The sequence below is a fragment of the Oceanicella actignis genome, from assembly GCF_900111545.1.
GTDB lineage: Bacteria > Pseudomonadota > Alphaproteobacteria > Rhodobacterales > Rhodobacteraceae > Oceanicella > Oceanicella actignis.
This window is the reverse complement of sequence record NZ_FOHL01000003.1, coordinates 272963-289639: the sequence shown is the minus strand read 5'-3', so window position 1 is coordinate 289639 and position 16677 is coordinate 272963. Positions and strand designations below refer to the sequence as shown.

Genomic DNA, 16677 nt, shown 5'->3' with positions numbered 1-16677 from the left:
CGCCATGATCGCGCGCCCGCGCCGCATGCTCTCGGCGCCCGGCGCGCAGGCAAGGCGAAGGCGCCCCCCCCCCGGACGAAATCCCGTCGCCGCCCCCGCCGCGACGGGGCCGGGCGGCCGCCCCCGCGCCGCCCTCTTGCGCAGCCCCGTGTCATGCGCCCCCGCGCGGGGCGGTCGGTCGCGCCCGTCGCGTCGGACCCGGCGCGGCGCGGGCCGCGCGGCTTGCGCGCGCGCGCGCGGCTTGCTACCCCGCCTGCGCGCGGGCCCGTCGCGGCCCCCGGACCGGCTCCAGCACGAGGACAGCCCATGATCCCCCGCTACTCCCGCCCCGAAATGGCCGCCATCTGGTCGCCCGAGACCAAGTTCCGCATCTGGTTCGAGATCGAGGCCCATGCATGCGACGCGCAGGCCGAGCTGGGCGTGATCCCCAAGGAGGCCGCCGAGGCCGTCTGGAAGGCCCGCGACGTCGAATTCGACGTGGCCCGCATCGACGAGATCGAGCGCGAGGTGAAGCACGACGTCATCGCCTTCCTCACCCATCTGGCCGAGCATGTGGGCCCCGAGGCGCGCTTCGTGCACCAGGGCATGACCTCGTCCGACGTGCTCGACACCTGCTTCAACATCCAGCTGGTGCGGGCGGCCGACATCCTGCTGGCCGATCTGGACGCGCTGCTGGCCGCGCTCAAGCGCCGCGCCTTCGAGCACAAGGACACCGTGTGCATCGGCCGCAGCCACGGCATCCATGCCGAGCCGGTGACCTTCGGCCTGAAGATGGCCCAGGCCTATGCCGAGATGGACCGCAACCGCCGCCGCCTGGCCGAGGCCCGGCGCGAGGTGGCGACCTGCGCCATCTCGGGCGCCGTCGGCACCTTCGCCAACATCGACCCCCGCGTCGAAGAGCATGTGGCGCGCAAGCTGGGCCTCGAGGTCGAGCCGATCTCGACCCAGGTCATTCCGCGCGACCGGCACGCGATGTTCTTCTCGACGCTGGCGGTGATCGCCTCGTCGGTCGAGCGCATCGCCACCGAGATCCGCCACCTTCAGCGCACCGAGGTGCTCGAGGCCGAGGAATACTTCTCGCCGGGGCAGAAGGGCTCTTCGGCCATGCCGCACAAGCGCAACCCCGTGCTGACCGAGAACCTGACCGGCCTTGCGCGCATGGTCCGCGCCTATGCGCTGCCGGCGATGGAGAACGTCGCCCTCTGGCACGAGCGCGACATCTCTCACAGCTCGGTCGAGCGCATGATCGGCCCGGACGCCACCGTGACGCTGGACTTCGCGCTGGCGCGCCTGACCGGGGTCATCGACAAGCTGGTGGTCTACCCCGAGAACATGATGAAGAACCTGAACCGGTTCCGGGGCCTGATCCACTCGCAGCGCGTGCTGCTGGCGCTGACGCAAAAGGGCGTCAGCCGCGAGGACGCCTACCGCCTGGTCCAGCGCAACGCCATGAAGGTGTGGGAGCAGGGCGCCGACTTCATGACCGAGCTGAAGGCCGATCCCGACGTCGCCGCGGCGCTTAGCCCCGAAGAGATCGAGGAGAAGTTCGATCTGGGCTACCACACCAAGCACGTCGACACGATCTTCCGCCGCGTCTTCGGCGAGGCCTGAGCGCGGCGCCGGCGCGCCTCAGCGCCGGCCCCCGCCCTGCGACAGCGCCCGCGCCGCCAGCCAGGCCGCGGGCACGGCCGCCAGCCCCCCCAACGCCGCCGCCATGGGCAGCGACAGCACGCGGCCCGCATCGGGGATCACCAGCCAGACCACCGCGCCGACGCCCGCCAGCGTCGGCGCGATCAGGCCCAGCGCCATGCGAAACAGCGCAAGCATGGGCGCTCTCCGTTCCTGCGGCCCGCGGCGGGCGCGGGCCGATGGGCGCCTTGGCGGGCGCTCAGGCCTCGCTCATCACCTGCGCCTTGGCCTCGGCCAGAAGCTCGGCCATCTTGGCGCGCAGATCGTCTGTCGGCAGGCCCTTGGCCTCGAGGTCGGCGGCCACCTTGCGGTAGACGTCCTCGTCCCCCGCCTCCTCGAGATCGGCGATCACCACCGACTTGGCGTATTCCTCGGCCTCTTCGCCGCGCAGGCCCATCTTCTCGGCGGCCCACAGGCCCAGCAGGCGGTCGCGCCGCGCCATGGCCTTGAACTGCATCTCGGCGTCGTGGGCGAACTTCTTCTCGAAGGCCTGCTCGCGTTCGTCGAAGGTGGTCATCTCGTCCTCCGCTTGGGGATCCAACTGCCATGACATTTAGGCGCTGCGGCGACCCAAGTATAGAGGCGCGCGCGCGAATCCTTGCGGCCCGCCCCGCTTGCGCCTATAGAGCGGCTTCCCGGCGCGCGAAGCCCATTCGCGCGCCTTGCGGCATTTCTCCGGAGGCCCCGAACATGGCGCGGCGCAGACTGGTCTATGAAGGCAAGGCGAAGATCCTCTACGAAGGCCCCGAGCCGGGCACCCTGATCCAGCACTTCAAGGACGACGCCACCGCCTTCAACGCCGAGAAGCGGGACGTGATCGAGGGCAAGGGGGTGCTGAACAACCGCATCTCCGAACACATCATGAGCGGTCTGAACTCGATCGGCGTGCCCACGCACTTCATCAAGCGCCTGAACATGCGCGAGCAGCTGGTGCGCGCGTGCGAGATCATCCCCCTCGAGGTGGTGGTGCGCAACGTCGCCGCCGGTTCGCTCTCCAAGCGCCTGGGCATCGAGGAGGGAACCGCCCTGCCCCGCCCGATCATCGAGTTCTACTACAAGGACGACAAGCTGGGCGACCCGATGGTCACCGAAGAGCACATCCTGGCCTTCAACTGGGCCAGCCAGCAGGATGTGGACGACATCATCGCCCTGGCGCTGCGGGTGAACGACTTCCTGGCCGGCATGATGCTGGGCGTGGGCATCCGGCTGGTCGACTTCAAGATCGAGTGCGGCCGCATCTACGAGGGCGACTTCCAGCGCATCGTCGTCGCCGACGAGATCAGCCCCGACAGCTGCCGGCTGTGGGATCTGCGCACCGGGCGCAAGCTGGACAAGGACGTGTTCCGCCGCGATCTGGGCAGCCTGACCGACGCCTACGCCGAGGTCGCCTCGCGCCTGGGGATCATGCCGCGCGGCGGCAGCGGCAAGACGGGTCCCCAGCTGGTGCATTGAAGCGGGGCGGGCGCGCCTTGGCGCTCGCCATTGGCGGCGCGATGGCGTAAAGCCTCGGCGAACAGGGACGACCGCCGCCGACTCGGCGGCCCAGACGGAGGCGAGACCATGCGCGCACGCGTCCACATCACCCTCAAGAGCGGCGTTCTCGACCCGCAGGGCGAGGCCATCCGTCACGCGCTGGGCGCGCTGGGCTTCGACGGGGTCGAGCGCGTGCGCCAGGGCAAGGTCATCGAGCTGGAGCTGGCCGACGCCGACCCCGAGGCCGCCCGCGCCCGCGTGCGCGAGATGTGCGAGAAGCTGCTCGCCAACACGGTCATCGAGAACTACCAGATCGAGATCCTCTGACGGCGCGGCGCCCGAACGGGCCGCGCGGGCGGGGCGCGACAGGAGAGCACGGCATGAAATCGGCGGTGATCGTCTTTCCGGGATCGAACTGCGATCGCGACATGGCCGTGGCGCTCGAGCGCGCGACGGGTCGCCGGCCGGCCATGGTCTGGCACAAGGACGCCGCGCTGCCGCCGGGGCTTGACCTGGTGGCGCTGCCGGGCGGGTTCTCGTTCGGCGACTATCTGCGCTGCGGCGCCATCGCGGCGCGCTCGCCCATCATGCGCGCCGTGGCCGATTTCGCCGCCCGCGGCGGGCATGTGCTGGGGGTGTGCAACGGCTTCCAGGTGCTGATCGAGGCCGGGCTGCTGCCCGGCGCGCTGATGCGCAACGCGGGGCTGAAATTCGTGTGCCTCGACGTCGCGCTGAACGTCGTCACCGCCGACAGCCCCTTCACCCGCGGCTACGAGGCCGGGGCGCGCATCGTCATCCCCGTCGCCCATCACGACGGCTGCTACGTCGCGCCGCCCGAGACGCTGGCGCGCCTGCGCGACGAGGACCGCATCGCCTTCGCCTACGCGCCGGGCGACAATCCCAACGGCTCGGCCGAGGACATCGCCGGCATCCTGTCGGCCAACCGCCGCACCCTGGGCATGATGCCGCATCCCGAGCGCGCCAACGACCCGCTTCTGGGCGGAACCGACGGCGCGGCGCTGTTCGAGGGGTTGGCCGGCGCCCTCATGGACGCCTGAGCCGGCCCAGGCCCGCCCCGCTCCGAACCGCCCAGAACCGCCCCGCTCAAACAAGCTCCGCTCAGAACCGACCCGCGAGGAACCGCCCGGGGCCGAACCAGGGCCGCTGCGCCGCCTTCGCCCCGGGGCCCGCCCGCGCCCGCCGCCGCGCGCATGGGCGCGAAGCCACGTCCCTGGCAGGCGGCGCGGAGCGGGGGCCTCGGGCCTGCCCGCGCTGCATTTTCGGGCCGCGGAGACGCGGAGAAGACGCGGAGCGGGCCGGCGCCTCGCGCGACCTCGCCCGCGCCGCCGCGCGCCGCCGGACGATGCGCGCGGCGCCGCGTCCGGGGCCGCCGGGCCACCCTGGAAACCGGCCCGCGCCGGGATCGGGACGATGCCCTGCGCCGATGCGCGCGCCGGGAACGCGGCGCCGGCCCAGTCCCGCACGCCGCCTGGGCGCGTCCCTTTCGCGGGGCGTTGCGCCATCCGCCCCCGGCGCGGCGCCCGCTCGGGCGAAGGCGGCCCCTTCGGCCCGACCGCGCGCGGCGCAAGTCCCGCCCGCGCGCGCCCTTCAGCGCCCGCGCGCCAGTCGCCGCAGGCCCGCGCCGGCGCCGTTCGTCAACGCCACCCCCGCGCAGGCCAGGATCACCGACGCCCACGAAGCCGGCGCCACCCGTTCGCCCAGCAACAGCCACCCCCCCACCGCCGCAAGCGCCGGCACCAGCGAGGTCAGCGACGAGGTGCGCGCCGCCCCCAGCGCCCGCACCGCCAGGCCGAACCCCGCCACCGCGCCCACGCCCGACAGCACGCCCTGCACCAGGACCATCAGCGCCAGCTGCCCGGCCTCGAGCCGCCCCAGCCCCACGCCCTGCGCCGCGGCGGCGGCCAGCAGGAAAGGCGCGCTCCACAGGCTGACATAGGCCGTGGCCTCGAGCCCCGACAGCCGCGTGCGCCGAAAGGCGATGGTGAAGGCCGCCCAGCCCGCCGCCGCGGCCAGCAGAAAGGGCGCGCCGGCGAAGAACCCCGCATCGCCGCGCAGCGCCGCCGGCCCCACGATCAGCGCCCCCGCCGCAAGGATCAGCGCCAGGCCAAGCGCGCGCTCGGGCGCGATGGCCCGCCCCTCGGCGAAACGGTCCCAGGCGGCGACGAAAAGCGGCAGCGTGGCCGGCACCATCGGGCCGAACAGCGCCGCGGGCACGGTCTCGAGCCCCTTCGCCGTCAGCAGCACGAACGGACCGCCCCAGCCGATCGTCATCACGGCAAGGGGCCAGAAGCGCTCGCCCGCCGGCAGCAGGCCCCGCCGCAGCCAGATCGGCGCCAGCAGCAGCGCCGGCACGCCATAGCGCACCAGCGCGATGTCCAGCGGCGCCGAGCCGCGCACCTGCTGGCGCGTGGCCACGATCCATCCCGCCCAGACCAGCACCGCGAAGGCCGCGGCGGCGTAGCCGACGGCCATGCGCGCGGGCGCGGGAGCCTCTTCGTCCATGGCGCTCCTCCACAGCGCGCTTTTCTCCGACGCCGCGCTCGGCTAGAAGCGGGCCGAGCAACGACGAGGCCACCATGTCCGCATCCGCCGCCACCCCGCAAGAGCCCACGGTCACCCAGGCGCTGGCCGCCGATCACGGCCTCAAGCCCGACGAGTATCAGCGCATCCTCGACCTTCTGGGCCGCACGCCGACCTTCACCGAGCTGGGCATCTTTTCGGCCATGTGGAACGAGCACTGCTCGTACAAGTCGTCGAAGAAATGGCTGCGCACCCTGCCCACCGAGGGCCCGCAGGTCATCTGCGGCCCGGGCGAGAACGCCGGCGTGGTGGACATCGGCGACGGCCAGGCCGTGGTCTTCAAGATGGAGAGCCACAACCACCCCTCCTACATCGAGCCCTACCAGGGCGCGGCGACGGGCGTGGGCGGCATCCTGCGCGACGTGTTCACCATGGGCGCGCGCCCCATCGCGGCGATGAACGCGCTCAGCTTCGGCGCGCCCGACCACCCCAAGACCGCCCATCTGGTGCGCGGCGTGGTCGAGGGAATCGGCGGCTACGGCAACTGCTTCGGCGTGCCCAACATCGGCGGCGAGGTGCGCTTCCACCGCTCCTACAACGGCAACTGCTTGGTCAACGCCTTCGCCGCCGGGCTGGCGCAGGCCGACCGCATCTTCTACTCGGCCGCCTCGGGGGTGGGCATGCCGGTGGTGTATCTGGGCGCCAAGACGGGCCGCGACGGGGTCGGCGGGGCGACCATGGCCTCGGCCGAGTTCGACGACTCGATCGAGGAGAAGCGCCCCACCGTCCAGGTCGGCGACCCCTTCACCGAAAAGCGCCTGCTCGAGGCGTGCCTCGAGCTGATGGCCTCGGGGGCGGTGATCTCGATCCAGGACATGGGCGCGGCGGGGCTGACCTGCTCGGCCGTCGAGATGGGCGACAAGGGCGATCTGGGCGTGCGCCTCGATCTCGAGAAGGTCCCCTGCCGCGAAGAGGGCATGACCGCCTACGAGATGATGCTGTCCGAATCGCAAGAGCGCATGCTCATGGTCCTGCGTCCCGAGAAGGAGGCCGAGGCCCGCGCCATCTTCGAGAAGTGGGACCTGGACTTCGCCGTGGTCGGCGAGACCATCGCCGAGGACCGCTTCCTGGTCATGCTGAACGGCGAGGTGAAGGCCGATCTGCCGCTCAAGGCGCTGTCGGGCGAGGCGCCCGAATACGACCGCCCCTGGGTTCCGACGCCGCCCGCCGCGCCGCTGGGCGAGGTTCCGCAGATGGACCCGGCCGAGGCGCTGACGCGGCTGATGGGCGGGCCGAACGGCTGCTCGCGCCGCTGGGTGTGGGAGCAATACGACCACATGGTGCTGGCCGACACGGTGGTGCGCCCGGGCTCGGACGCGGGCGTGGTGCGCGTGCACGGAACGCGCAAGGGGCTGGCCTTCGCCGCCGACGTGACCCCGCGCTACTGCGTCGCCGATCCGGTCGAGGGCGGCCGCCAGGCGGTGGCCGAGGCCTTCCGCAACCTGTGCGCCACCGGCGCGCGGCCGCTGGCGGCCACTGACAACCTGAATTTGGGCACCCCCGAGAAGCCCGAGATCATGGGCCAGCTGGTCGGCTGCATAGAGGGCATCGGCGAGGCGTGCCGGGCGCTGGACATGCCGATCGTGTCGGGCAACGTCTCGCTCTACAACGAGACCGACGGCCAGGCGATCCTGCCCACGCCGACCATCGGCGCGGTCGGGCTGCTCGAGGACGTGGCGCGCGCCATCCGCATGGCGCCCGCCGCGGGCGACGCGCTGGTCCTGATCGGCGAGACGCGCGGCCATCTGGGTCGCTCGGCCTATCTGGCCGAACTGTTCGGCCGCGAAGAGGGCCCGCCGCCGCCCGTCGATCTGGCCGCCGAGCGGCGCGCCGGCGAGCTGGTGCGCGCCCTGGGCGCCGAGGGGCTGGCGCGCGCGGCCCATGACCTGTCCGACGGCGGGCTGGCCGTGGCCGCGGCCGAGATGGCGCTGGCCGCGGGCGTGGGCGCGACGCTCGACGGCCCGCCCGAGGGCATGACCCCCGCCGCCTGGTTCTTCGGCGAGGACCAGGCCCGCTACCTGGTTTCCTGCGCGCCCGAGGCGCTCGAGCCGCTGCTGGCGCGCGCAAGGGCCGCCGGCGTTCCCGCGCGGCGCGTCGGCGCGGCCGGCGGCGACGCCGTGGCGCTGGGCGGCGCGCGCGTCTCGCTGGCCGACCTGCGCGCCGCGCATGAGGGCGGCTTCGCCCGCATCGTGTCGGAGGCCTGACGCCCGCCGCGCCCGCATCTTGCCGCGCGGGGCCGGGCGGTCTACATCCGAAGCGACCAACCTGATGAAGGAGTGCGGCCATGGCCATGGAAGCGGCCGAGATCGAACGGCTGATCAAGGAAGCCTTCCCCGACGCGCAGGTCGAGATCGTGGACCTGGCCGGCGACGGCGACCACTACGCGGCCACCGTCGTGTCCGAAGCGTTCCGCGGCCTCAACCGCGTGCAACAGCAACGCGCGGTCTACGCCGCGCTCAAGGGCCGGATGGGCGGCGAGCTTCACGCCCTGGCTCTGACCACCCGCGCCCCCGACTGAGGAAGAAAAGACATGACCAATCCAGCGCATGACGCGATCAAGGCCGAGATCGAGAACAACGACGTCGTGCTGTTCATGAAGGGCACCGCCTCGATGCCGCAATGCGGGTTCTCGTCCCGCGTGGCGGGCGTGCTGACCTATATGGGCGTTCCGTTCAAGGACGTGAACGTTCTGGCCGACGAGTCCCTGCGCCAGGGCATCAAGGAATTCTCGGACTGGCCGACCATTCCCCAGCTTTACGTGAAGGGCGAGTTCATCGGCGGCTGCGACATCGTCACCGAGATGACCCTGTCCGGCGAGCTGGACAAGCTGTTCGAGGAAAAGGGCATTCCCTTCGACAAGGAAGCCGCCGACCGCATCCGCGAAGCCAACGCCTGACGACGGCGCCGGGCGGGGGCGCCGGGCGGGGACGCGGACCGCGGCCAAGCCCCCCGCCCCCAAGCCCCGCCCCCAAGCCCCGCCCAGCAGCGCCCCGAATCCGCGCCCGCCGGTCCCCGACCGCGCGGGCGCGTTCCGTGCGAAGAGCCGCCTTAGAAGAAAAGGCGTTCGAACAAGGTCGCGCCCGCGCCGCCGTCCCCCGCCCTTCAGCCCGCGCCATGGCGCCGACCGAACGCGGCCCTTGCGATCCCGCTCTCGGATTCGGCGGCGACGGGCCGCGCGGCATGGGTCAAGATCGGGGGATCAAGAGCGGGTTCGCGCGCCGCGCCGCTTCCGTTCCGGCCGGCTGTCCGCGGCGCGGCTGCGCTCGGGTCGCCTTGGGGCCCGCCGGTCTGGAGGGCTGCGCCCGGCCAGGCGCACCGCTGCACCGGGGCCCCCGTCGTCCCCCGTCGCCCCCCGTCGCCTCGGCCTCCGGCGCCTCGGCCCCAGTCGCCCCGGCCCGGGCGCGCGGCGCCGCTTGCGCCATGCTCTCCCGCCCCGGCCCAGCCCTCGCGCCATCCGCGCCGCCTGGCGCGCCCGCTTCGGCCGGTCCGCGCCACGACCTTCGCGGCGCCCCGAGACGCCGGATGAAGCGGCTGCGGGCGTCACGGCCCGCTCGGCGGCAAGCCCCGCCTTCAGCTCTTGCCCGAATCGGACGGCTCGGGACCCAGAAGGTCAAGCTGCCCCGCATCGCGGCCATCGGCGGGCGCGGGCGCAGGGGCGGCTTGTTCGCCGGCGCTCGATCCGGCCGAAGCGGGGCGTTCGGGCGCCTCCTGGCCCGCGGCGCCCGCGGCTGCGCCGTGCTTCGCGCCGTGTTCCTTCGCGCCGTGTTCCTTCGCGCCGTGTTCCGCAGCGCCGCCCATTGCGCCGGGCGCTTCGGCCGCGTCCGCCTCGGCGTCGTCGGCGGCATCGGCCGCGCCGCCCGGCTCCGCATCCTGCCCGGCCGGATCGACGTCGTCGCCGAGATCGTCCTGCGCGTCGTCATCATCCTGCGCGTCGCCGAGGCCGGCGCGCAGCTCGGCCGACAGGGCGACGACCTTGCGCGTCGCCTCGTCCAGCGCGCGCACCGCCTCCTCCTCGGCGGCTTCGAGACGGCGGATCCGCGCCTCGAGCGCCTCGGCCCGCAGCTCGGCCGCGGCAAGCCGGGCGGCGTCGGCGCCCGCGCCCTCGTCGCGCGCGGCGGCGGCCTCTTCCGCGTCGCGCAGCATGGCCAGCGCCTGCTCAAGCCTCTGCTCGAGCGCGCGGGCGCGCTCGTCGGCCTCGGCCAGCGCCTCTTCCAGCGCCTGCGCGCGCGCCTCGGCCTCGGCTTCGGCCATGGGGGCGGGCTCGGGGCGGCTTTCGCGTTCGGTCAACAGCTTGTCGGCCACCATCAGCCCCGCCATCAGCAGCACGCGCGCCTCGGCCAGCGGACCGAAGCGGGCGCGCAGGGCGTCGGCCTCTTCGGCCAGCAGGGCCGCCACGCGCGCCAGGCGCGGCTCTTCGCCGTCGGCGCAGGCGACGCGATAGACCCGCCCGCCGATCGTCAGATCCATGTCAGCCATGCACTCGTCCCCTCTGATGCCGCGGCGTCAGACCACCGCGCGCAGCTCGTTCAGCGCTTCCTCGATCATCGCCGCGTCCAGCTCGCGCGCGCGGCGCATGGCCTCGAGCTCGGCGCGAAGGCGCGCGCGCTCTTCCTCCAGCCGGGCGATGCGGTCCTCGAGCGCCTCGATGCGCGCCGCATCGGCCATGTGCGCCGCGGCCTCGAGGTCGCTGAGCGCCGCGGCGAAGGCGCGCCGCGCCGCGGTCAGGCGCGCGCCGGCGGGGGCGTTTCGCGCGGCTTCGTCGTTCATTCCTGCCTCCGTTCGCGTCTGCGGCCGGCGCCGCGCGGGCGGCGGCGCGGCCGAATCACCCGGGAGCCCGCTTGTCCGAACCTAGCATCAGGACGCGAATCATTTCGAGAGTCGGCGTGCGCGCGCCGCGCAAGTCCCCGCCGCGCCACGATCCGCGCCGCGCGCCGCCCCCCGGCTTGACCCCGCCCCGCCCCGCAAGCATTGTGCGCCCCGATCCGCCGGGCCCGCCGCATGGCCCCGCGCCGCCCAGCCCCACACGCGCCCCGCCCCCGACGGGCGCCATTCGCAGGAAGACCGACGCCGTGGACATTTCCGAACTTCGCGCCAAGCACCCCGATCACTGGATGAAGGCCGCCGCGCTGCGCATGCTGGCCGTGGACGCGGTGCAGGCCGCCAATTCCGGCCATCCCGGCATGCCCATGGGCATGGCCGACGTGGCGACCGTGCTGTTCGAGCGGCACCTGAAATTCCACGGGCCCTCGCCCGACTGGCCCGACCGCGACCGCTTCGTGCTGTCGGCCGGGCACGGCTCGATGCTGCTTTACGCGCTGCTGCACCTGACGGGCGCGCCCGGCATGACGATGGACGAGCTGCGCCGCTTCCGCCAGCTGGGCGCGAAGACGGCGGGCCACCCGGAATACGGCCACGCCCCGGGCGTCGAGACCACCACCGGCCCGCTCGGCCAGGGCCTGGCGACCGCCGTGGGCATGGCGATGGCCGAGCAGTCGATGCAGGCGCGCTTCGGCAAGAAGGCGGTGGATCACCGCACCTGGGTGATCGCCGGCGACGGCTGCCTGATGGAGGGAATCAGCCAGGAGGCGATCGGCCTGGCCGGCCGCCAGCGGCTGAACAAGCTGATCGTGCTGTGGGACGACAACGGCATCTCGATCGACGGCGCCGTCTCGCTGGCCGACGTCACCGACCAGAAGGCGCGCTTCGCCGCCTCGGGCTGGACGGTGCTCGAATGCGACGGCCATGATCCCGACGACATCGACCGCGCCCTGACGGCCGCGCGCGGCGCCGACGCGCCGGTTCTGGTCGCCTGCCGCACGCATATCGGCTTCGGCTCGCCCGCCAAGCAGGACAGCGCCGCGGCCCATGGCGCGCCGCTGGGCGCCGACGAGATCGCCCGCCTGCGCGAGATCTACGGCTGGCCCTACCCGCCCTTCGAGATCCCGGCCGAGGTCGCCGCCGCCTGGAAGGCGATCGGCGAGCGCGGCGCGGCCGAGAAGGCCGCCTGGGAAGAGCGCATGGCCCGCCTGTCGCCCGCGCGCCAGGCCGAGTTCGCGCGCGTGATCGCCGGCGAGCCGCCCAAGAAGCTGTCCGCCGCCATCCGCCGCCTCAAGAAGCAGATCTCGGAAACCCGGCCCAAGGTGGCCACGCGCAAGGCTTCCGAGAACGCGCTGGCGGTCATCAACCCGGTCATGCCCGAGACGATCGGCGGCTCGGCGGATCTGACCGGCTCGAACAACACCCGCACGCCGGATCTCGAACCCTTCACCCCCGAGAACCGCAAGGGCCGCTACGTGTTCTACGGCATTCGCGAGCACGGCATGGCCGCGGCCATGAACGGCCTGGCTCTGCATGGGGGCTGCGCGCCCTATGGCGGCACCTTCCTGGTGTTCTCGGACTATGCGCGCGGCGCGATGCGGCTGTCGGCGCTGATGGGCGTGCGCACGGTCTACGTCATGACCCATGACAGCATCGGCCTTGGCGAGGACGGCCCCACCCACCAGCCCGTCGAGCACCTGGCCATGCTGCGCGCCACGCCCAACATGAACGTCTTCCGCCCCGCCGACGGCGTCGAGACGGCCGAGGCGTGGGAGCTGGCGCTCATGGCCCGCTCGACGCCCTCGGTGCTGGCGCTGAGCCGGCAGAACCTGCCCACGGTGCGCACCCGCCACACCAACCGCAACCTGACCGCGCAGGGCGCCTATGTGCTGGCCGAGGCCGACCACAAGCGCCGCGCCATCATCCTGGCCACGGGCTCGGAGGTCGAGATCGCCCTTGCCGCGCGCGAGCTGCTCGAGGCCGACGGCATCGGCGCGCGCGTGGTCTCGATGCCGTGCTGGGAGCTGTTCTCCGCCCAGGACGAGGCCTATCGGCGCAAGGTGCTGCCCGCCGGCCCCGTGCGCGTCGCGGTCGAGGCCGCCAGCCCCTTCGGCTGGGACCGCTGGCTGTGCGGCGAGCGCGGCTCCGAGAAGAAGGCCGCCTTCGTCGGGATGGAGGGCTTCGGCGCCTCGGCTCCGGCGCCCGACCTCTACCGCCATTTCGGCATCACCGCCGAGGCCGTGGCGCAAAAGGTCCGCGACCTGCTCTGAAGGCGCGGCCGCGCGGCGGCGTGGGACCGGATCCGCGCTTGCGGGCGACCGCGCCTGCGCCCGCCGGGGGCGGGCGGGGCGGCCGGGCAGGACGGCGGCCGCGCCGGCCCGGGGCGGGTCGCCATCCCATGCCCGCGCGGCCCCCGCAGGGCTCTCGAACGCACCGGCCGCGGTCGATGCGCGGCGCGTCCCGCCGGGGCGCGCCGCGCAGCAGCGCGCGCGTCGCGCCCGGCCGGCCCGCTCCGCGGCGCGCCCATGCGCGCCCCCTCGCCCCCGACGCCGCGCGACGTCCCTCGCGCCGACCCGCCGCGTCTTCCCGTCCGGCGCGCGCGCCATCGCGCCGCGCCTCGCGCGGGGGGCGGGGGCGGGCGGCGGCATTTCGCGGCTTCCGCAGCGCCCGGCCCTTGGCTATAAGCGCGGCGAACCCCAAGCCCGCCGCACCGGCCGGGCGTTGAAACTCTGGAGGAGTGCAGCATGACGGTGAAGGTCGCCATCAACGGTTTCGGGCGCATCGGGCGCAACGTTCTGCGCGCCATCGTCGAGTCGGGCCGGACCGACATCGAGGTGGTCGCCATCAACGATCTCGGCCCGGTCGAGACGAACGCCCACCTGCTGCGCTATGACAGCGTCCACGGCCGCTTTCCCGCCGAGGTGAAGGTGGTCGGCGACTCGATCGACGTCGGCCGCGGCCCGATCAAGGTCACCGCCATCCGCAACCCCGAGGAGCTGCCCTGGGAAGGCGTCGACGTGGCCATGGAGTGCACCGGCATCTTCACCGCCCGCGAGAAGGCCGCCCTGCACCTCAAGAACGGCGCCAGGCGCGTGCTGGTCTCGGCGCCGGCCTCGGGCGCGGACAAGACCATCGTCTACGGCGTGAACCACGACGCGCTGACCGCCGACGACCTGGTGGTCTCGAACGCCTCGTGCACCACCAACTGCCTCGCCCCGGTCGCCTATGTGCTGAACAAGGCCATCGGCATCGAGCGCGGCTTCATGACCACCATCCACAGCTACACCGGCGACCAGCCCACGCTGGACACCATGCACAAGGACCTTTACCGCGCCCGCGCCGCGGCGATGTCCATGATCCCGACCTCGACCGGCGCCGCCAAGGCCGTGGGCCTGGTGCTGCCCGAGCTGAACGGCAAGCTGGACGGCGTCGCCATCCGCGTGCCCACGCCCAACGTCTCGGTGGTGGACCTGACCTTCGTCGCCGCGCGCCCGACCTCGGCCGAAGAGATCAACGCCGCCATCCGCGAGGCCGCCGAGGGCGAGCTGAAGGGGATCCTGGGCTACACGGACGAGAAGCTGGTCAGCGTCGACTTCAACCACGATCCGCGCTCGTCGGTGTTCCACATGGACCAGACCAAGGTGATGGACGGCACGATGTGCCGCATCCTCAGCTGGTATGACAACGAATGGGGCTTCTCGAACCGCATGAGCGACACCGCCGTCGCCATGGCGAAGTTCCTCTGATCCGAACCGGGGGGCGCGGCGACGCGCCCCCTTCGCATGACCGGCCCCCGCGGCGAACGACAAGGTGCAAGGATGACGTTCAAGACGCTCGATGACCTGGACCTGCGCGGCAAGCGCGTGCTGATCCGCGTGGATCTGAACGTGCCCATGCAGGACGGCCGCGTCAGCGACGACACGCGCATCCGCGCCGTCCTGCCCACCATCCGCGAGGTGCTGGACAAGGGCGGCAAGCCCATTCTGCTGGCCCATTTCGGCCGCCCCAAGGGCAAGCCGAACCCGCAGATGTCGCTGGCGCCCGTCGCCCCCGCGCTCGAGGCGGCGCTGGGCGCGCCGGTGCGCTTCGCCGCCGACTGCGTCGGCCCCGTCGCCGCCCAGGCCGTGGCCGAACTGCCCGAAGGCGCGGTCCTGCTGCTCGAGAACCTGCGCTTTCACCCGGGCGAAGAGGCGAACGACCCCGCCTTCGCCGACGCGCTGGCCGCGCTGGGCGACGTCTATGTGAACGACGCCTTCTCGGCCGCGCACCGCGCCCACGCCTCGACCGAGGCGCTGGCGCGCCGCCTGCCCTGCGCCGCCGGGCGGCTGATGCAAAAGGAGCTCGAGGCGCTGGAAAAGGCGCTGGCCCGCCCCGAGCGCCCCGTCGCCGCCGTGGTCGGCGGCGCCAAGGTCTCGACCAAGCTCGACCTTCTGGGCAACCTCTCGGGCCGGGTCGAGCGGCTGGTCATCGGCGGCGGCATGGCCAACACCTTTCTCGCAGCGCAGGGGCTCGAGGTCGGCCGCTCGCTGTGCGAGCGCGACATGCTGGACACGGCGCGCGACATCATGCGCGAGGCCGCGGGCCGCGGCTGCGAGATCATCCTGCCGGTCGACGTGGTCGTGGCCGAAGAGTTCAAGGCCCACGCGCCCAGCCGCGTCGTCCCCGCCGAGGCCTGCCCCGCCGACGCCATGATCCTTGACGCCGGGCCGCAAAGCGTCGCGCGCATCTGCGCGGCCTTCGACGCCTCGCGCACGCTGGTGTGGAACGGCCCGCTCGGCGCGTTCGAGCTGCCGCCCTTCAACGCCGCCACCGACGCCGCCGCGCGCCACGCCGCCAGGCTGACGCGCGAGGGGCGGCTCTTGTCGGTCGCCGGCGGCGGCGACACGGTGGCGGCGCTGAACGCTTCGGGCGCGGCGCAGGATTTCTCCTACGTCTCGACCGCGGGCGGCGCCTTTCTCGAATGGCTCGAGGGCAAGACCCTGCCGGGCGTCGCCGCGCTCGAAGCCTGCTGAACCGCCGCGCCGCGACCGCCTGCGCGGCGGACGCGGCCCCCGCCTCGGCGCCGCGCGCGCCGGAACCATCGCGCCGCCGGCCCTTCGCCGCCGGCCATTTCAAGAGGGACAGACATGAAAGCGACGCGCACCGTCCAGAAGATCCTTTCCTATTACGAGGCCGACAATCCCGGCGTGAAGGGCGCCCTGTGCCGGATGCTCATGCACGGCAAGCTGGGCGGCACCGGCAAGATGATCATCCTGCCGGTGGACCAGGGCTTCGAGCACGGGCCCGCGCGCTCTTTCGCGCCCAACCCGGCGGCCTATGATCCGCACTATCACTTCCAGCTGGCCATCGATGCGGGGCTGAACGCCTATGCCGCGCCGCTGGGCATGCTCGAGGCCGGCGCCGACACCTTCGCCGGGCAGATCCCGATGATCCTCAAGGCCAACTCGGCCAACTCGCTGATCCCGGCCGAGGCCCCCAAGGACCAGGCGATCACCGCCTCGGTGGACGACGCGCTGCGGCTGGGCTGCTCGGCCATCGGCTTCACGATCTATCCCGGCTCGTCGGCCGGGCTCGAGATGTTCGAGGAGATCTCGGAGATGCGCGAGGAGGCCGCCGCCAAGGGGCTGGCGACCGTGATCTGGTCCTACCCCCGCGGCGAGGCGCTGAGCAAGGACGGCGAAACCGCCATCGACATCGCCGCCTATGCGGCGCAGATCGCGGCGCTGCTGGGCGCGCACATCATCAAGATCAAGCTCTCGACCGATCACCTCGAGCTGCCCGAGGCCAAGAAGGTCTACGAAGAGCAGAAGATCGACATCTCGACCCAGGCCGCGCGCGTGCGCCACTGCATGCAGGCCGCCTTCAACGGCCGCCGGATCGTGGTCTTCTCGGGCGGCGCGAAGAAGGGCGCCAGCTCGGTCTATGACGATGCGCGCGCCATCCGCGACGGCGGCGGCAACGGCTCGATCATCGGCCGCAACACCTTCCAGCGCCCGCGCGAAGAGGCGCTGAAGATGCTGTCGGACCTGATCGACATCTACAAGGGCAAGGCCTGAGCCGAACCCGCGGCGCCCCGGCGGGGGCGCCGCCGCGCCC

General features: G+C 73.0%; 16 protein-coding genes. 11 read left to right on the top strand and 5 right to left on the bottom strand.

Annotated features, from left to right (window positions below; translation table 11 throughout):
* Positions 1-306 precede the first annotated feature (306 nt).
* Positions 307-1611 carry an adenylosuccinate lyase gene (gene purB, locus BMW67_RS06600; RefSeq protein WP_072746310.1) on the top strand — a complete coding sequence of 435 codons (1305 nt, stop codon included), beginning with the start codon at positions 307-309 and terminating at the stop codon, positions 1609-1611.
* 18 nt (positions 1612-1629) lie between these two features.
* Here the strand turns inward: purB and BMW67_RS06595 are convergent, their stop codons facing one another.
* Both BMW67_RS06595 and BMW67_RS06590 read right to left on the bottom strand, forming a co-directional pair.
* Positions 1630-1827: a hypothetical protein gene (locus tag BMW67_RS06595; protein WP_072746311.1), complete on the bottom strand. Its 198-nt coding sequence runs from the start codon at positions 1825-1827 to the stop codon at positions 1630-1632.
* Between the two features lie 61 nt (positions 1828-1888).
* Positions 1889-2206: a DUF1476 domain-containing protein gene (locus BMW67_RS06590; RefSeq protein ID WP_072746312.1), complete on the bottom strand. Its 318-nt coding sequence runs from the start codon at positions 2204-2206 to the stop codon at positions 1889-1891.
* 173 nt (positions 2207-2379) lie between these two features.
* On the opposite strand from BMW67_RS06590, the gene purC reads away from it, so the two are divergent.
* From purC to purQ, 3 genes are all read left to right on the top strand, one after another.
* On the top strand, positions 2380-3141 hold the full coding sequence (gene purC, locus BMW67_RS06585; RefSeq protein ID WP_072746313.1) for a phosphoribosylaminoimidazolesuccinocarboxamide synthase: 762 nt from the start codon (positions 2380-2382) through the stop codon (positions 3139-3141).
* A gap of 108 nt (positions 3142-3249) precedes the next feature.
* Positions 3250-3489 carry a phosphoribosylformylglycinamidine synthase subunit PurS gene (purS, locus tag BMW67_RS06580; RefSeq protein WP_072746314.1) on the top strand — a complete coding sequence of 80 codons (240 nt, stop codon included), beginning with the start codon at positions 3250-3252 and terminating at the stop codon, positions 3487-3489.
* 53 nt (positions 3490-3542) lie between these two features.
* Positions 3543-4220, top strand: coding sequence for a phosphoribosylformylglycinamidine synthase subunit PurQ (gene purQ, locus BMW67_RS06575; RefSeq protein WP_072746315.1), 678 nt, complete (start codon positions 3543-3545; stop codon positions 4218-4220).
* Positions 4221-4770: 550 nt separating this feature from the next.
* Here purQ and BMW67_RS06570 read toward each other — a convergent pair.
* Positions 4771-5685, bottom strand: coding sequence for a DMT family transporter (locus BMW67_RS06570; RefSeq protein WP_072746316.1), 915 nt, complete (start codon positions 5683-5685; stop codon positions 4771-4773).
* Positions 5686-5759: 74 nt separating this feature from the next.
* Between BMW67_RS06570 and purL the strand changes: the two genes are divergently transcribed.
* The 3 genes from purL (at position 5760) to grxD (ending at position 8659) form a co-directional block, all read left to right on the top strand.
* Positions 5760-7967 (top strand): phosphoribosylformylglycinamidine synthase subunit PurL, encoded by a 2208-nt coding sequence (gene purL / locus BMW67_RS06565; protein ID WP_091764171.1) that lies wholly within the window; start codon positions 5760-5762, stop codon positions 7965-7967.
* A gap of 80 nt (positions 7968-8047) precedes the next feature.
* Positions 8048-8281 (top strand): BolA family protein, encoded by a 234-nt coding sequence (locus BMW67_RS06560; protein ID WP_072746318.1) that lies wholly within the window; start codon positions 8048-8050, stop codon positions 8279-8281.
* Between the two features lie 12 nt (positions 8282-8293).
* Entirely contained in the window at positions 8294-8659 is a 366-nt protein-coding gene (grxD, locus tag BMW67_RS06555; RefSeq protein WP_072746319.1) for a Grx4 family monothiol glutaredoxin, read from the top strand.
* Between the two features lie 674 nt (positions 8660-9333).
* Here grxD and BMW67_RS06550 read toward each other — a convergent pair.
* Both BMW67_RS06550 and BMW67_RS06545 read right to left on the bottom strand, forming a co-directional pair.
* On the bottom strand, positions 9334-10239 hold the full coding sequence (locus tag BMW67_RS06550; RefSeq protein WP_083581145.1) for a cell division protein ZapA: 906 nt from the start codon (positions 10237-10239) through the stop codon (positions 9334-9336).
* Positions 10240-10266: 27 nt separating this feature from the next.
* Complete coding sequence (locus BMW67_RS06545) at positions 10267-10530, bottom strand: hypothetical protein (RefSeq protein WP_072746321.1); 264 nt, start codon at positions 10528-10530, stop codon at positions 10267-10269.
* Between the two features lie 302 nt (positions 10531-10832).
* On the opposite strand from BMW67_RS06545, the gene tkt reads away from it, so the two are divergent.
* The 4 genes from tkt (at position 10833) to BMW67_RS06525 (ending at position 16637) form a co-directional block, all read left to right on the top strand.
* A complete protein-coding gene (tkt, locus tag BMW67_RS06540) occupies positions 10833-12851 on the top strand; it encodes a transketolase (protein WP_072746322.1) in 2019 nt (672 codons plus the stop codon).
* A 474-nt stretch (positions 12852-13325) separates the two neighbouring features.
* Positions 13326-14327 (top strand): type I glyceraldehyde-3-phosphate dehydrogenase, encoded by a 1002-nt coding sequence (gap, locus tag BMW67_RS06535; RefSeq protein ID WP_072746323.1) that lies wholly within the window; start codon positions 13326-13328, stop codon positions 14325-14327.
* Positions 14328-14399: 72 nt separating this feature from the next.
* Positions 14400-15593, top strand: coding sequence for a phosphoglycerate kinase (locus BMW67_RS06530; RefSeq protein ID WP_072746324.1), 1194 nt, complete (start codon positions 14400-14402; stop codon positions 15591-15593).
* Between the two features lie 114 nt (positions 15594-15707).
* Complete coding sequence (locus BMW67_RS06525) at positions 15708-16637, top strand: class I fructose-bisphosphate aldolase (protein WP_072746325.1); 930 nt, start codon at positions 15708-15710, stop codon at positions 16635-16637.
* The last annotated feature ends 40 nt before the right edge of the window (positions 16638-16677 follow it).

Bases quoted from the DNA above. Each gene is read 5' to 3' on its own strand.
- purB (WP_072746310.1), top strand. From the start codon at position 307: ATGATCCCCCGCTACTCCCGCCCCGAAATGGCCGCCATCTGGTCGCCC.
- BMW67_RS06595 (WP_072746311.1), bottom strand. From the start codon at position 1,827: ATGCTTGCGCTGTTTCGCATGGCGCTGGGCCTGATCGCGCCGACGCTG.
- BMW67_RS06590 (WP_072746312.1), bottom strand. From the start codon at position 2,206: ATGACCACCTTCGACGAACGCGAGCAGGCCTTCGAGAAGAAGTTCGCC.
- purC (WP_072746313.1), top strand. From the start codon at position 2,380: ATGGCGCGGCGCAGACTGGTCTATGAAGGCAAGGCGAAGATCCTCTAC.
- purS (WP_072746314.1), top strand. From the start codon at position 3,250: ATGCGCGCACGCGTCCACATCACCCTCAAGAGCGGCGTTCTCGACCCG.
- purQ (WP_072746315.1), top strand. From the start codon at position 3,543: ATGAAATCGGCGGTGATCGTCTTTCCGGGATCGAACTGCGATCGCGAC.
- BMW67_RS06570 (WP_072746316.1), bottom strand. From the start codon at position 5,685: ATGGACGAAGAGGCTCCCGCGCCCGCGCGCATGGCCGTCGGCTACGCC.
- purL (WP_091764171.1), top strand. From the start codon at position 5,760: ATGTCCGCATCCGCCGCCACCCCGCAAGAGCCCACGGTCACCCAGGCG.
- BMW67_RS06560 (WP_072746318.1), top strand. From the start codon at position 8,048: ATGGCCATGGAAGCGGCCGAGATCGAACGGCTGATCAAGGAAGCCTTC.
- grxD (WP_072746319.1), top strand. From the start codon at position 8,294: ATGACCAATCCAGCGCATGACGCGATCAAGGCCGAGATCGAGAACAAC.
- BMW67_RS06550 (WP_083581145.1), bottom strand. From the start codon at position 10,239: ATGGCTGACATGGATCTGACGATCGGCGGGCGGGTCTATCGCGTCGCC.
- BMW67_RS06545 (WP_072746321.1), bottom strand. From the start codon at position 10,530: ATGAACGACGAAGCCGCGCGAAACGCCCCCGCCGGCGCGCGCCTGACC.
- gap (WP_072746323.1), top strand. From the start codon at position 13,326: ATGACGGTGAAGGTCGCCATCAACGGTTTCGGGCGCATCGGGCGCAAC.
- BMW67_RS06530 (WP_072746324.1), top strand. From the start codon at position 14,400: ATGACGTTCAAGACGCTCGATGACCTGGACCTGCGCGGCAAGCGCGTG.
- BMW67_RS06525 (WP_072746325.1), top strand. From the start codon at position 15,708: ATGAAAGCGACGCGCACCGTCCAGAAGATCCTTTCCTATTACGAGGCC.